Consider the following 15,172-nt stretch of genomic DNA (forward strand, 5'->3'; position numbering starts at 1 on the left):
CAGACGTGTGCTCTTCCGATCTCGCCTGAACGAGCGCACAAGCCACCGAGGCAGAGAGGCCCGACCCCACTTCCTTGGCCACGATCGGCACCCCCATGCTGCGCGCGGCTCGAGCGATCTGGGCCAGGACGCCGCGCCAGTCGCGGTCGCCCTCCGGCTGTACCGCTTCCTGCAGCGGATTGAGATGGACGATGAGTCCATCGGCCTCCAGCGCATCCACCGCCCGGCGCGCCAGATCCAGGCCGTCGGCCTCGCGCAGTTGCGCGGCGCCGATATTGGCCAGCAAGGGAATGTCTGGGGCCAGGCGGCGCAGCGCGCGCGTCAGCCCCTGGGAGTTGCGGGATTGCAGGCTCACGCGCTGCGAACCGACGCACATGGCGATCCCCAAGGCTTGCGCTGCCTCGCTTAGATGCCGGTTGATGGCCTCGGCGCGTGGCATGCCGCCGGTCATGGAACTGATCAGCAGCGGCGCGCGCATGGTCTTGCCCAGCAGCGAGGCGCTCAGGTCGATCTGCGTCAGATCCAACTCGGGCAATGCGCAGTGTTCGAAACGAATGTACTCCCAGCCGGCGGCCTTGGCCCGTGCCGTTCGCCGATCCAGCACTATGTCCAGATGGTCGTCCTTGCGCCGGCTCAGGTTGGTGTCGCTGATGCTCGCTCCATCCGCGTCATCGGGCGACGGCGTTGCGTCGGATCGGACCGACGGCAGCGCGCGCACGCCGCCGCCTCCCGCGCTTTCAGGCCGGCGCACGCTGGCCTCCCCCCGCAGCGTCGCTGCGGTATCGGCTGGGCGGGGGCTGGTAGTACTGCGCGCGGATGGCCNGCGGTATCGGCTGGTCGAGGTCTGGTAGTACTGCGCGCGGATGGCCGCCATGGCCTCGATCAACGGTCCCCACGGCGCGGGAAAGCGTTCTTCCGCCATGACCCGGTGCAGCATGCGCGTATGGCCGGCCAGCTCGTCGTTGAGGAACTCCACCACAGGCATAGCCGGATAGCGCTGCAGCAGCAGGATCGCCGCGTTGACGGCCTCGCCGGCCGACCTGTCCTTCTCGCGTCCATGCAGATCGTTCTGCAGGCGCCCTATCGCGGAGATGAGCCGCAGGACCTGGCGAAACGCCGGACGCGCGCGCAAGGTCGCCATGTCCAGCCCCCACAGCAACGACAGGCAACAGAACACGTTCGTGTAGGCGATCGAATCGATGCCGTTGTGCAGGTACTCGGCGTAGGACCAGCGTTCCGCCCCTGCCGCCTGCGCGTGTCCGGCGCGCAGCGCCGCGCAGTAGCACCGGGTATCCTCGAGAAGCTGGGCATAGTCGCGACGATCGTAGGCGAGCGCGGCGAGCGAAGCGCGCAGCACAACACAGCCCTCGAATCCTGGTAGCGCGCACGGCACGCCCTGCCCCAGCGCCTGCTCCACCGCAGCGAGCTGCTCCGGCGCGATCAGGTCAAGGTCGTTGCAATCGTCCAGCCAGAACAGCAGCGCCAGTTCGCGATAGAACGCCACGATCAGCGTTTCGTCCAGCGGATCGCGGCCGGTGCGGGCGCTGGTGTCGCGCAGGCTCGGATGGATGCGCTGTAGGATATACTGGCCGCCCCTGACTGCTTCCAGGCCATGCTCGTCGGCGAACCCGGTCAGGGAACGCCCCCATTCCAGCACCTGCTGCAGCGCGCGACCGGTCGGGATCATGGCCCGGCTCCTGTTCCCTCGGCCAAAACACGCCGCCCCCAACGAAGCGCCAGCCACAACCCGGCGAGTTCGGCCACGCGCACCACCCGGGTCGGGCAATACAGTTCCTTGCCGATCCACAGCGGCGTCTGGGGCAGTGAATGCGCCACGTGGCAGGCGAGCATCCACTTCAGCGCCCGCGCCACCGCCTGCGCTATGCCCCGGCGCCCTGCCGGCTCTTCGGTCCCGTCCATCACGTGCAACGCGAACAGCGCATAGGCGGTTTCCTCGAATGTGGACGCGCGACCGGCGCCCCAGCCGCCGTCGTCGCGCTGCGTCTGCAGCAGCGCTGCCAGCGCGCGCTCGTCGCGCCACTGCGGGTCGCCTTGCGCCAGCGCAGCGACCGCATGCGCGGTTGGATACAGCCACGAAACGTGCCATTTTTCGTTGTCCCATAGACCATGCGGGTTGCGATTGGCCTCGACGTAGGCGCTGGTGCCGGCGGCGGGCTTTCCCAACATTCGCAACGCATGCAGGGCATGGATGTTGGTCGACACCGAGGCATTGCGCTCGCCGGGGAAGGTGACGAAGAGCTCGCCGGTTGCGAAATGGCGCAACGCGTCGGCCGCCGGGTCGCGGCCTGCAAGGCGAAGGACGCACAACGCAACGGCGGTGTCGTCCGCATCGGCCGCGAAGTGCAAGGCCGGGCCCAGACCGCGCGCTCCGAGGCGGGCGTCGAGCTGGGCGATGATCACTTGCACCGCCTCGGCGAAAGCGGGATGCGCGAACAGACCGGCCAGATGCAAGGTGTACAGCGTCCAGCATGGCTCGAAGACATTGATCGGCCAGACGTTGGGAACGACACCTTCGATGCCGCTGCGCGTCGCCCGCGATGCCGCCTGCAGATACCCGTCGGCGCGCCCGACCTGCTGCGTGTTCCCCTGCGTCACGGCGTGGGCACGCCACGCGGCGGTGGCCGCTGGACTGATGCCGATGCTGCCGTCGTCGTCCGGGCATGCGGTGGCCGGCGACGTCCCCCAGGCTTCCCAGGAGTGCAGCAACGGATGGCCGCTCGGCAACGTCGCCACATCCCCCAGCTTGACCAGGCGTGCTTGCCGCAACGGCAACAGCGCCGGGTGGCCCGGAAACGCCAAGCCGCCCAGCAACGATGCGGCCTCGTTGCACAACTGCGGCAGGATCAGCTCCGCGCCGATGGGCGCGTCTTCCGGCACCGAATGCGCGTAGGGATCGGGCTGGCGCTCGAGGAACCGGATTGCAGCCTGGACTGCGTCGGCGGCGCCGGGAAGAGGATCGGCACGCTGCAATGCCAGCAGCGCCGCCCAGGTGGGCGCATGGCGAAACAGCGGGAAGTCCGCACCTCCCCATCCGCCATCGGCCTGTTGCTGCGCGATGAGCCACGCGTATGCCTCGTGCCGACCGGTGACTTTGCCGTCGAACTGCAGAGCTCTCGCCGTGTCGTATACGGACGGACCGACGCTGCCGCCGTCGCTCATCTCGCTCAGCAGGTGGCGCAATTCGGAAAGGATCTGTTCGGACAGCGCGTTCACGCGGGATTTTCCTTCTGCAGAGGCTATGAGAACAGAAACGGGCAGACGCCGCGCACGTCGCCGCCGACACGGACACAGTGCAGCATGCAGCGCCCGCCCGCCGGCCGATCGCAGCAGCACAGCGGCAAGTCCTTATGGATGGGCGCGCTCATGCGTATGGCGCGGACAGATAGACGTTGGCCCGCTGCAGCATCTGCGCCAACCCTTCCGCACGCGCCCCCAGAGGGGCGATGGCCTCCCCGGCGTCGTGCAACAAAAACAGCGCGAACTGGCGCGCTGCCTGCAACCCCATGATCGACGCGCAGGTCGGCTTCTGCGCGGCCGCGTCCTTGCCGGGGGTCTTGCCAAGAGTCGCGGTATTCGCCGTCGCGTCGAGAATGTCGTCGGCCACCTGCAACGCCAGGCCATAACAGGCGGTGTAGCGATCGAGCGCACTGTACAGCGTAGTGTGCGCGGCATCCTCCGCGATGGAGTATAGCGCGCCCATGCGAACCGACGCGCGCACTAGCGCTCCGGTTTTCATCCGGTGCATCGCCAGGATCCTGTCCAGCCCGGCGTGCTTTCCGACCAGCGACAGATCCATGGCCTGCCCGCCTGCGGCACCCTCGGCGGACACCGCATGCGCCAGTTCGCGCACGAGCGCTATACGATTGTCGCCCGGCGCATCCAGGCTCGCCAGGGTCAGGAAGGCGTGGGCCTGCAGCGCATCGCCGACCAGGATCGCAGTGGCTTCGCCGAACTTTACGTGCACGGTCGGAAGGCCGCGGCGAAGCACGTCGTCGTCCATCGCGGGCAGGTCGTCGTGGACCAGGGTACAGGCGTGCATCATCTCGATGGCGGCGCCGACGTCGTCGAGCATGTGCGCCGGCGTGCCCGCCAGTGCGCCGGCAGCCAGACAGAGCAAGGCTCTGGTGCGCTTCCCGCCATGCAAGGTGGCGTAGCGCATGGCTGCCATCAGCTCTGTCTTACCGTCGTCTTCGGCGCAGAGCAGACGCGCCAGCGCCTGTTCGACCCGCTTTGCGCCGTCCTGCATCCAGATCTCCGGGAGCAGCCCGCCGGATGCGCCACGCGCCTGCGCGCCCAACCCGCCGAATGCGGAAACGCCAGTTCGGTCATCGTGTATTGTGGAACCGGTTTGCATGTTGTTCATGTCCTTGTAGCTGAGACGGCCACGGCGAGCGCAAGTCGTCACACGAGTGCGTGCGCTGAGTGCAGCAATGCCGCGCCCCGCCGGCGCCGCTGCCTTGCCACACAGGGCGTGCGACGGCAGCTCATGAGAAGCCTATGCGGATTGCCATGGACGGATGTGCGGTCGGGTAATAGCGCCGGCCTTTTTCGACGTCGCTCAGCAACTGCGGCCGCACCCCGGCCTTGTGCATGATCAGCGCCAAGGCGATGCAGAACTGCACCATTTCCAGCCATACCAGGTGGTAGCCGATGCAGACGTGTGGGCCGGTACCGAACTGCAGCATGTCCACGGGCCGGATCGGTTCTGTGCGTAGCAGCCACCGCGCCAAGCGAAACTGATCAGGCGCCTCGTGCAGCAGCGCCGAGGTCGAGAAATGCAGCAGCGGGATGCATAGGTGGGTGCCCGCGGGAATGCGCCGTTGGCCGAGTTGCAATTCCTGCAGCGCGCGACGCGGCAGGAGCGTGGTCGCCGGATGCAGGCGCAGTGTCTCGCGGAACAGCGCCTCGGCGACCGGACACTGCGCCAGGTCCGCGTGCCGGGTCGGCACCGCGCCCACGCGTTGCGCCTCCTCGACCAGGGCGTCCCACAGCACAGGCTGCCGCGCCAGCTCGATCACGATCCAGGCCATCGTCGAGGCAGTGGTGTCGTGACCGGCAAGCAGCAGCAAGCGAATATTCGCGACCAGGACGTCATCGGAGAGCGGACCGTCGCTGCTGTCAAAAGCGCTCACCATGTCGTTGATGAACCCGGTGCGCGCGGCATGCGCGCGTGCATCGCGGACGAACCGGCGCAACTGCGCGTCGATCCAGTCGCGGGCGGAGCGGCCGCGCCGCAAAGGCAATCCGGGCAGGTCAACCGGTGGCGCGATGATCAACTGCAGCAATTGCCGGTACTTGCGATGCCATCCCGGCAGGTCCTGCGCGGGGATTCCCATGAGGCTGAAGATGAGCTTCAGCATCAGGTCGCCGGTCTCGCGCAGGATCGTTACCTCGCCGCGGGCGCGCCACGCCTGCACCCGCGCCTGGATGACCGGCGCGAACAGGTCGCCGATCCCGGCCTGGCTCAGCCCCTTGGGCAAGAACGCTGCCTTGATGGCATCGCGCGCCTGCCGGTGCGCGCCGCCGTCCAGGGCAACCAACGTTCCGCCAAGCAATTCGGGCGCGATCTCTTCGATCAGCGCCGAGGACACGTCCTTGTGCCTGAGCAGAGAGAATGCGTCCGGATCCACACAGGTCATCAGATGTCCGGCAGGGCCGAAATCCAGCCAGAAGTGGCTGCCCAGCGTCCGTTCTGCGCGTTGCAGCAGGCGCGGCAGGTCGCAGACAATGGCGGGAAGATGCCCGACCAGGGGGAAAGCGCCGGGCATGACCGGGATGTCGGATCGCAGCCGGTGCCGACGGTTGAGTGGGTTGAGCAGTATGTCCATCAGCAGCGCGCCGCCGTCGCCGATTCGGTGTCGCCGGCAGGGCGCGCGGCGCAGCTGTTGCCACCGTCGGCGTATGTCGGCACATGCGCCAGCATGCCGCCATCGATGCACACGACCTGGCCGGTGATGAACGCAGCATCGGCGGAGAGCAGGAACGCCACGAGCGCGGCCACGTCCTCGGGGCGGCCGACGCGCTGCAGGAGCTGGTGCCGGCGCAGATGCCGTTGCATGCACTCGTCCAGCTTGGCGAGGAGACGCTCGGTCATGATAAGACCCGGCGCAACCGCGTTGCAGCGAATCTGCGCATGACCGTACTGGGTGGCGAGCGAAGCCGAGAGCATGTTCATCGCCGCCTTCGACGCGCCGTAGGACGTCTGCGCCGTGTCACCGCTGAACCCTTGGCACGACGACATGTTGACGATCGCGCCACCGCCGCGGTCGATCATCCGTGGGATGGCCTGCCGGCAGCAGAGCAGCGTGCCGCGCAGATTGGTCGCCATGGTCTGGTCCCAGACTGCCAGGTCCAGGTCGAGGATCGCGCAGTCGCGCGGGGTCAGATGCATGGCGCTCGCATTGTTCACCAGCAGGTCGACCCCCCCGAAGTGCCGCTCCGCCGTCTCGAACAGCGCTGCCACCGCCTGCTCATCGGCGATATCCATGGCTACGGGCAGCGCGTGGCCTGCTTCGGCCGCGATCTGCGCGGTGCAGGCGATGGCCGCCGAGCCATCAATGTCGGCCACCACCACTCTGCCGCCCCCGCGCGCGATGGCGAGAGCGCATGCCTTGCCGATGCCGGCGCCGGCGCCGGTCACCACGGCCACCTTGCCTTCAAACCGTCCCACCGTGCCTCCTGAATTGCATTGTTCTTTCGCGGCATGCCGCTTGGCCTGCGCCGGAGAAGGCGCAGAGTCGGCGCTGGCGCGCTCGTCATGGCCAGCGTCGCTTTCAATCACCCGAATGGCGGCGACCGGGCACTGGTTGGCCGCAAGCCGCACGGCAGCGTGCAGCGCCTGCGGGACCGTCGCCACGCACACTTCGGCCACGCCGTCCGGTTCGCGCTGGCGAAAGGTGCCCGGCAGCGTCAGTACGCACTGCCCGGTAGTTCCGCACAGATCCTGATCGACCACGACGCGCATCTCAGCCCTCCTGCCGATGCAGCCGCACCGGCAGCGCGCGGAACGTCCTAAGGAACGCGGAGGGCTCCCGGGTCGGCTGCTCGGCCAATGCCAGCGTGGGGAAGCGCGCCTGGATCCGCGGCAGGCTCTCGGCCAACTGCACCCGGGCCAGTTGCGCACCAAGGCAGAAGTGGATGCCGTGGCCGAAGGCCAGCATGATCTTCCCGTCGATCGAAATGCCAGGACTGGTGCCGTAGAACCGCACGGGATCGAAGCGGTCCGGATCGTCGAAGGCGTCCGGGTCGCGATTGCCGGCCGCGATCAGAACGCGCACGTCCGCGTTCTTCGGGATCACCACGCCGCCCAGTTCGATGTCGCGCTGGGCGATACGCGGAATGGAGCTGAACATGGCGGGCGCGTCGAAGCGCAGGGCTTCTTCGACGAATGCCTTTACCCCCATGGCATCTCCTTTCAGCCAGTGCCGCTGTTCGGGATACGCCAGCATCGCCAGGACAGCATGGCCGATGGCCGCGGCAGTGGTGGCGAAGCCGCCCAGCAACATGCCCCAGAGCATGCTGATCAATTCCGTATCCGACAGCATCTCGGCATCGCCGTCGTGTGCGCCGACCAGCATTGACACGATGTCGTGGCTGGAATCGGAGCGCTTGCGCTGTATGAGGTCGCCGAAGTAGGCCTGAACCCTGGCGCTGGCCGAGTCCGCCGCGGCGAGCTGGGGATCGCTGGCGTGCGGGCTCAGGCCTTCCAGAATGGCGCTGATGCCGGTGACGAGCCCGAGAATGTCGTCCGGGGGCATGCCGAACAGTTCGCCGAAAACCAGCATGGGCAAGGCCAGCGCGAATTCCTGATGCAGGTCCACTGCCTCCCCGCGCTCCAGTGCGGGCGCCATGCCGTCCAGGCGCGCTGCGACAATGCGAGCGATGGCCGGCCTCAGCTTGTCGATCTGGCCGATGGTGAAATCGCGCGAGATCAGCCGGCGCAGACGCGTATGCGTTGGAGGTTCCTTCATCGCCAAAGTGGACGCCAGCAGACTTAGCGACAGGCTGGTCGCCGCACGCGGGAAATAGCGCGCCAGTTCGCCTGGTGCCGGCCCCCGAAAAGCATCGCCAGTGGCTTTAAGCGCCCAGTAGATGTCGGCGTGGCGGCTCAACAGAAAGAGGCCCGACGCCGCGCGATGTACCGGATCGTGCTCGCGCAACCACCGCATGAATGGGTACGGGTCCTGAATGCACGCTGGCGACGCGAGTTCGGCGAAGGCGTCCCGGCATGCTGCCGTGGTTTCTTGCACGTCCATCTTGGTCACCTGTTGGTTGGCTGATCTGATCGGCGCGCGGCAGTCGCGCGGGCAATTCGAAGACATCGCGATTCCTCGTGGCGTCCGCGCATCACCAGAGCACCGGGAACTCCTCGAACCCGCCAGTGATGATCTCCTTGCGCAATTCCAGTTCTTCGGGCGCCACCGCCAGGCGCAGCGCGGGAAAGCGCTTGAAGATCGAACCGAACACCGCTTTGAGTTCCAGTCTGGCTAGCGCCAAGCCGATGCAGCTGTGCGGCCCGTAGGAGAACGCCAGGTGCGGGTTTTCGTCACGTCCGATGTCGAAGATTTCCGGGTCGTCGAAATGGCGCGGATCGAATGACGTCGCCGGCAGGCCGACCAGCACCTTGCTCTCCGCGGGAACATGCACGCCCGCGATGGTCACGTCGGTCCTCGGATAGCGCATGATGCCGTCCCAGCCGGCGCCCGGCGGGTACATGCGCAGGATTTCCTCTACCGCCTTGTCCACCAGGGATGGATCGCCGACCAGGCGTTCGCGCTGTTGCGGATGGCGGAACATGGCCAGCAGGCCGAATTCGATCTGCGCCACGGTGCTCTCGTGCCCCGCCACCAGCATGCCCGCCGCCAGGCCGATCGCCTCTTCCTCGGTCGCCTTGCCCTGGTCGACCGCCGCGAGCAGATCCGTCAGCACGTTGTCGCCCGGATCCTGGCGCTTGTCCCGCATCTTGCCGCGAATGTAGGCGCGGAGTTCTTCCCAGGCCAAGCGCGACGCGCTTCGCGGGCCGCTTTCATGCTGGTGCGTCATCACCTCGTCGGACAGCCCGGCGAAAAAGGCGTGATCCTCGTAGAGCACGCCCATCAGCGCGCCAATGACCATGGCGGGAAGCGGAAAGGAGAGGTGGCGCCGCAGATCGGCGGGCTGGGGCTGGGCCGCCAGCGTCTCGAACAACTGCGCGGCGATCGCCTCGACCTGCTGGGCGAGCAGCTTCACCCTGCCGTTGCTGAAGGCCGACGCCACGATCGTGCGTAACCGCGTATGCTCGCCCCCCTCGTGCGAGACCAGCCATCCTGGCGAACCGAGAATCACCGAATCCGGGGTGAATGCCGCCGGCGGCATTCCCGCGGGCCGGAACGCCGCGTCGGACAACACCGCCCGGGCCTCGTCATAGCCTGTCACCCACCAGCCTTCGTGCCCGGACGGGAAGCGCACGCGGTGGATCGGACCGTTGGCCCGTAGCGCCAACATCTCAGGCGAGGGCTCAATGTGATCGACGCGCCACATCGGCAGCGTCGGCAAAGGTTGTTCGGACATGCTGGCACTTCACTCTATAGCGATGGAAGGGCGGAAGGTGACCGGCGGGCGCTGCGGTAGAGAAGACCTAAGACGGCATGTAGACGACGTCGTCGGAAGGCAGACCGATTATCAGGATCGGCTAACGCTTAACTGCCTAGGCAAACGCGCGGCGAGATGCAGAACGTTATCCTGTACCTTCGAGGTCAGGATAAAGTCGGTGTGGTGGGCCTTTGACTCGCCGCCGGCCAAGATTTCCTGCGCAAGGGTCGACAAGAGCGGCGAGCTGTTGGGTAAGGGCGGTTTCGCCGAGGACCCCATGCCCATAGACGCTATCCGACGCGGATTTGACATTTTGCTTTTCTTTCTTCGTTCCATTCGTGCCATCCACGAAATGAAAGTCGGTCGGCGGCTCCCGGCCCGCAACGAAGCGGCTTCAAAACTCGTGCCAATTTGGCCAACCGAAGAAAAAAATCTGTGATGCTTTTAGGGGCTTAGCCTGAGGCCAGAGAAGAGCTAGGCGAAATAGGCCGGTGTCGCGGGCCAACAAAGGCGACGGAAAAGTGTCGGACAGAACGCCTCGGCGACCTTTAGGTCGGGCTTGCGACATTCTGGTCCAGTTTCGAACATAAGAGGCGGCGAACAGACACGATTGGGGAATTCGATCCTCACGGGGCCAAGGCGCTTGCCCAAGAGCGCCCGCTCATGGTCGCTGCGACAGGCGCATGTTCGCGATAGCCGTGCCGGCGCACCAATGAACGCTAGCGCCACACGTTACGCAATGACTGGAGTGCCCTCCAGGCTCAGGTAATGCATCGGCTCGGCTTCCGGTTCGTCTTTGCCCAGCCGGGGCTGAAGCGCCGAATATCCGCACCATACAGCATCGTTGTTGCCTGTGTGACGAGGCGGTTATAGCGCGCGCCCGATCTTCTAAGACACGGCCTCCGAGAAGGAGGGGCGGTCCAACAGCCCCTCTATTCCAAATGGCACGCGGCTTGCTGCTCCTGGTTAGAGCACCATCAAATCACGATGAAAGCGACTTGCACCATGCCCGACACGCGAAGCTCCAGACCGTGGCCTGAGGAGACGGTGCCCCTTGCAGCTGAACATCGGGGCATCGTCTCCTCCGGAAGTCCGTTCTGGATGGCCGCTTTGCGCATGGCTGGTCCGATGCCGGCACGCCAACACGGGCAGCGCACGCAAATGCGGTTTGCCGGTTCTGTTCAGCATCTGAGTGCCGAAAAGCCTTGTCAAAGGGTCCTCACCCAAGCCAAAGCCGGCGGGTCACTGCCACATATCGACAACATGCTGAACCAGTCCAGTGACGCGGAATCCAGTGAAGCGGGTCTGTTGCGTGAAGTGACATTTCAGGCCCCCACATGCTTTGCGATATTGGCTCCTTCCGGCCGCTATCCCTTTTCCAAACGCACTATCGCTAGTGACCGATCCCGCTTCCGGCGCCATAGCCGTGGAAAGCAACCGGCTCGACGGTGTCCAGCTCGCTCAGATCGATTGCGTTCGGGTGGCCAAGACCAACCGCCAAGACGTTCCCATACGTCGGGAGGGAAAAAAGGAGGTTGCGAGCCGCGAGGCCCTCATTCCGTGCCGGGGATACGAGCCTTTGCCCGGTATTGCGCCAGCCTCTGCCAGAATTCAGCGCGCCAGTTTCTACTTTTGCAGGAGCAAATTAATGACAGTTCAAAAGAAAGTTCCCTTCGTCACCTTTCTCACGCGTGTTCACGATAAGTCAGTCCAGGGGCCAAATCCATATCGCTGGCAAGAAAAAACATCTGACGACTACTTTGCCGGCAAGCGGGTCATCCTGTTCTCGCTGCCTGGCGCCTTCACCCCGACCTGCTCGACCTACCAATTGCCCAAGTTCGAAGAGCTCTATGATCAGTTTGCGAAGCAGGGAATTGACGCGATTTACTGCGTCTCGGTCAACGATGCCTTCGTCATGAATGCGTGGGGAAAGTCCTTGGGCCTGAAGCAGGTCCAGCTCATCCCCGATGGCTCAGGCGAGTTCACACGCAAGATGGGCATGCTGGTTGCCAAGGACAATCTCGGCTTCGGGATGCGCTCATGGCGCTACGCCGCCCTGATCAACAATGGCGTGGTGGAGCACTGGTTCGAGGAGGAAGGTTTCTCCGACAACTGCGAGGCCGACCCGTATGGCGTTTCATCCCCGCAAAACGTTCTCGAAACGCTGAAAGCCGCCGCATGACGTAGAAAACGTCTCACTGGCGCCATTGCAGGCCCCAAGAGGCTCCTCGACAGGATTATCGCACTCACCATGCAATCTTCAGCAAGCCTGTTTCAGCGCCAGAAGCAATCCATCGTCGCATCGCCTCAACTCATTGAGTCGATTCGCTTGCTGCAACTGGCGCATACCGAACTGCATCAGTTCGTGGAGGGGGAAATCGAGAAGAACCCGCTCTTGGAATCTGCGTCAAACGATGGCGGGCCTTTTGACGATGCTTCGATTTCGGGAGCGGATCAGCCTGTCGGCTTTGGGGCAAACGCCGTTGGAGGTCCGACCGGGGCAGGGTCGCCTGAACGGCTCGGGCAATGGAAATCACTTCGCAACACGACCAACAACCCGCCGGGCAATGGCCCTTCCCTCGACGAGTTTGCCACACTCGCCGAAACATTGCACGACCATGTCGCTCGTCAGATCGCCCTCACTGCGTTCACACCAAAGGAGCGGCTGATCGCTGGCCAGCTTGCCGCCGATCTGGAAGACACTGGCTACCTTCGGGCAAACCTTTTGGAGCTGGCCGAGAGCCTAAATGTCCATGAGGCTGTTGTGGAACGGGTTCTCGGAACCTTGCAACAATTTGATCCACCGGGAGTTTTTGCGCGAAGTCTCAGAGAATGCCTCGAGATTCAGTTGCGCCAGCGAAACCGGCTCGACCCAGCAATGGCAGCTTTGGTTGCCCATCTTGAAATGCTTGCGCGACGCGATTTTGAGGCGCTGAAGCAGCATTGCGGCGTCGATGAAGAAGACCTTCTCGACATGATGCATGAGGTTCGTGCGCTCGATCCAAAGCCTGGGAACAGATTCCAATCCGGTGCCTCTGAATCAATCATACCCGACGTCTGGGTCACACCCTCGCCGCAAGGCGGGTGGCAGATCGAACTTGATCCCGCCACGCTGCCGAAGCTGCTGATCAACCAAACCTACTATGCCGAAGTCACGCGTCAGACTGCCCAAAATTCGAAAGATCAAGCATTTCTCGAAGAATGCTTGCAAAACGCGAACTGGCTAATCCGCAGCCTCGATCAGCGCGCCAAGACGATTGTTAAGGTTGCGGCTGAAATCGTGCGTCAGCAGGATGCCTTTTTGGAACATGGCGTCGCCCACCTGCGGCCTCTCAATCTTAGAACCGTCGCTGACGCGATCGGCGTGCACGAGTCGACGGTAAGCCGGGTGACCTCGAACAAGTACATGCTTACCCCGCGCGGCGTTTTTGAACTGAAGTATTTTTTCACCGTCGCGATCGCGTCCTGCCAAGGCGGCGATGCGCACTCCGCCGAAGCTGTCCGGCATCGGATCAAAGCGATCATTGCCGCAGAATCTCCCGGCGACGTGCTTTCCGACGAGGACATCGCTGTCCGGCTGAAGGAAACCGGCATTGATGTTGCGCGCCGCACCGTCACAAAGTATCGCGAAGCAATGAACATCCCCTCCTCAGTGCAACGCCGCCGGGAAATGCGCTTGTGTTTTTAGATTTGGGTCAAGGCAGCCTACATCACCTTGCATTGCATCAAAATGGAGGCTTCGTTCATGACCCGATCCGCAGCAGGCGTCATGAACGCTGTTCTGCACGACCCAGAAAAGCCTGTCCCACCGTCTGGTCCCGCATGGGGTGCAATCATTTCGCTTTCCTTGGGCACCTTCGGGCTGGTCACGGCAGAGTTTCTGCCTGTCAGCCTGCTCACGCCCCTCGCGCATGATCTCGCTATCAGCGAGGGANGGAGCGGCTGGACAGGCGATGACGGCGACAGCTATCGTCGGGGCGATCTCGGCGCCGACGGTGGCCATCATCACAAAGCGCCTGGACCGCAGGACCGTCATGTGGAGCATGACGCTGCTGCTGATCCTGTCGGACGTTCTGGCGGCCGGCGCGTGGTCGCTGGCGGTTCTCCTGACTGCACGCGTCGTGCTCGGCATAGCGCTCGGAGGCTTCTGGTCGATGTCGGCAGCACTGGCGATGCGGCTCGTTCCAAGCCACCTCCTGCCTCGCGCTATGTCGATCATCCTCACCGGCGTTTCCGTAGCTACCGTCTGCGCAGCTCCAATCGGCGCTTATGTCAGCGATATCTGGGGATGGCGAAGCGCCTTCATGCTCGCCGCAGCCGGCGGTGTCGCTACACTGCTCGTGCAGCTCATAACCATTCCGAGACTGCCTCCGATTGGAGTGACTAGCGTCCGCAGCCTGCTGGATGTGGCAAAGATTCCGATGGTCAAGGTTGCGCTTTTTGTCATCCTGCTGGTCGCTTCCGGCCACTTCGCCGGAATCACCTATATCCGCGCCTTCCTCGAAAAGATACCCGCGCTTGACGTCGAGACGATCTCGCTTGTGTTGCTTGCTTTTGGCATCGGCGGATTCTTCGGCAATTTGGCCGGCGGGCTTCTGGCCGAGTACAGTCTCAAGGCAGTCGCGGCCCTTGCACCGCTGCTCATAGGGATAGCGGCTGTTTCGCTACTGACGGCGGGAGCATCGGCCTTCGCCTCGGGGATTGCGGTTGGCGCGTGGGGCTTTGCCTTCGGCGCGGTGCCGGTGGGATTACAGACGTGGATGGTGCGGCGGGCCGTTCCCGAGCAGGCCGAAAGCGCCGGTGTGCTGATGGTCGTAGCATTCCAAGTGGCAATCGCAGCCGGCGCGATTTTCGGCGGGCTATTGGTGGAGAATGCGGGGATCGCCAGCGCCATTGCCTACAGCGCTGTTGCCACGTTCGTCGCTGCCCTCATAGTTTTCCTGCTCGGCCCGAAGCGCGGAACCTAGATCGCCTGACAGGAGAGATCTCAGCAGCGCAGCGGGACGAGAGGTCCAATCGCATGCACGGCGCGGCGCGATCCTCCGCTTGCGGGCGATGCCCCGACGGGAGCGACTGGCTCGCCTTCGATAATGCCTTTACTCTCTTGACGAATGCTCTGGCGGATCGATCTGTCGTATCGTTCGCATACCATCAGCTTGCCTGGCCACTCACCCTTTGACACGGTGCCTATCCCTCCGGGGCAGCACGAATGCATTTTCGGCGAGCGTCCTAGCCCTGAACGACCTGATCTTATCCTTGTAGTGCTGGGCGGGTTACGCCCCTTGAACTGAACCCATATTGTGGGCGCACCTGCCGATCCAATTCGCCCTTAATCGTCTCGAAGCGACGTAAACGTACCCGTCATTGGCTGCAACAAAGTTGCATTCTTCGGCGCAATAAGCCTGCTTACTCGAAATGCCCCGCCACCGAGAGGCGGGTCATCCGCGCTCCGCCCGGAGTAGTCGTTCATCCACGCAACATTGCAGAACAAAATAGGCATTTCTCAGCCTCTATGGGACGTCATGATGGATTCGATCGAAGGTTCCTATGTCAGCCGAGTTGGTTAGTTGAACCGTTTTGA

Annotated in this window: 9 protein-coding genes and 3 pseudogenes; 4 read left to right on the top strand and 8 right to left on the bottom strand. The window is 64.1% G+C overall.

What is annotated here, in order from left to right:
- Positions 1-737: 737 nt before the first annotated feature.
- From X726_RS0136060 to X726_RS144750, 8 genes and pseudogenes are all read right to left on the bottom strand, one after another.
- Positions 738-1,687: pseudogene (locus X726_RS0136060) on the bottom strand (hypothetical protein).
- Positions 1,684-3,234: a prenyltransferase/squalene oxidase repeat-containing protein gene (locus X726_RS144770; protein WP_023672175.1), complete on the bottom strand. Its 1,551-nt coding sequence runs from the start codon at positions 3,232-3,234 to the stop codon at positions 1,684-1,686. Before X726_RS144770 ends, X726_RS0136060 begins: the two are co-directional and overlap by 4 nt.
- A 148-nt stretch (positions 3,235-3,382) precedes the next feature.
- The gene (locus X726_RS144765) at positions 3,383-4,384 is read right to left on the bottom strand and encodes a polyprenyl synthetase family protein (protein ID WP_023672176.1); all 1,002 of its coding nucleotides are present in this window, start codon (positions 4,382-4,384) and stop codon (positions 3,383-3,385) included.
- A gap of 121 nt (positions 4,385-4,505) precedes the next feature.
- Entirely contained in the window at positions 4,506-5,849 is a 1,344-nt protein-coding gene (locus tag X726_RS144760) for a cytochrome P450 (protein ID WP_023672177.1), read from the bottom strand.
- Positions 5,849-6,691: an SDR family oxidoreductase gene (locus X726_RS0136065; RefSeq protein ID WP_031215317.1), complete on the bottom strand. Its 843-nt coding sequence runs from the start codon at positions 6,689-6,691 to the stop codon at positions 5,849-5,851. Before X726_RS0136065 ends, X726_RS144760 begins: the two co-directional genes overlap by 1 nt.
- Before the next feature lie 6 nt (positions 6,692-6,697).
- Positions 6,698-6,985, bottom strand: a pseudogene (locus X726_RS1000000172470) (ferredoxin); the annotation flags it as partial.
- Position 6,986: 1 nt separating this feature from the next.
- Positions 6,987-8,276, bottom strand: a complete 1,290-nt coding sequence (locus tag X726_RS144755) for a cytochrome P450 (protein WP_031215318.1) — start codon at positions 8,274-8,276, stop codon at positions 6,987-6,989.
- Between the two features lie 91 nt (positions 8,277-8,367).
- Positions 8,368-9,570, bottom strand: coding sequence for a cytochrome P450 (locus X726_RS144750; protein WP_023672180.1), 1,203 nt, complete (start codon positions 9,568-9,570; stop codon positions 8,368-8,370).
- A gap of 199 nt (positions 9,571-9,769) precedes the next feature.
- Here X726_RS144750 and X726_RS1000000170730 point away from each other — a divergent pair, with 199 nt between their 5' ends.
- The 4 genes and pseudogenes from X726_RS1000000170730 to X726_RS07710 all read left to right on the top strand — a co-directional run bounded on the left by X726_RS1000000170730 (position 9,770) and on the right by X726_RS07710 (position 14,558).
- Entirely contained in the window at positions 9,770-10,030 is a 261-nt protein-coding gene (locus X726_RS1000000170730; RefSeq protein WP_155922504.1) for a hypothetical protein, read from the top strand.
- Between the two features lie 1,209 nt (positions 10,031-11,239).
- Positions 11,240-11,773, top strand: a complete 534-nt coding sequence (locus tag X726_RS144740; protein WP_023672183.1) for a peroxiredoxin — start codon at positions 11,240-11,242, stop codon at positions 11,771-11,773.
- A gap of 69 nt (positions 11,774-11,842) precedes the next feature.
- Positions 11,843-13,279 (top strand): RNA polymerase factor sigma-54, encoded by a 1,437-nt coding sequence (gene rpoN / locus X726_RS0136070; protein ID WP_031215320.1) that lies wholly within the window; start codon positions 11,843-11,845, stop codon positions 13,277-13,279.
- Positions 13,280-13,336: 57 nt separating this feature from the next.
- Positions 13,337-14,558, top strand: a pseudogene (locus X726_RS07710) (MFS transporter).
- Positions 14,559-15,172 lie beyond the last annotated feature (614 nt).

The organism is Mesorhizobium sp. LSJC285A00 (genome assembly GCF_000503155.1).
Taxonomy (GTDB): domain Bacteria; phylum Pseudomonadota; class Alphaproteobacteria; order Rhizobiales; family Rhizobiaceae; genus Mesorhizobium.

Coding starts and splice junctions, on each gene's coding strand:
- X726_RS144760 (WP_023672177.1), bottom strand. CDS start 5,849: ATGGACATACTGCTCAACCCACTCAACCGTCGGCACCGGCTGCGATCC.
- X726_RS144755 (WP_031215318.1), bottom strand. CDS start 8,276: ATGGACGTGCAAGAAACCACGGCAGCATGCCGGGACGCCTTCGCCGAA.
- X726_RS144740 (WP_023672183.1), top strand. CDS start 11,240: ATGACAGTTCAAAAGAAAGTTCCCTTCGTCACCTTTCTCACGCGTGTT.
- X726_RS144765 (WP_023672176.1), bottom strand. CDS start 4,384: ATGAACAACATGCAAACCGGTTCCACAATACACGATGACCGAACTGGC.
- rpoN (WP_031215320.1), top strand. CDS start 11,843: ATGCAATCTTCAGCAAGCCTGTTTCAGCGCCAGAAGCAATCCATCGTC.
- X726_RS144750 (WP_023672180.1), bottom strand. CDS start 9,570: ATGTCCGAACAACCTTTGCCGACGCTGCCGATGTGGCGCGTCGATCAC.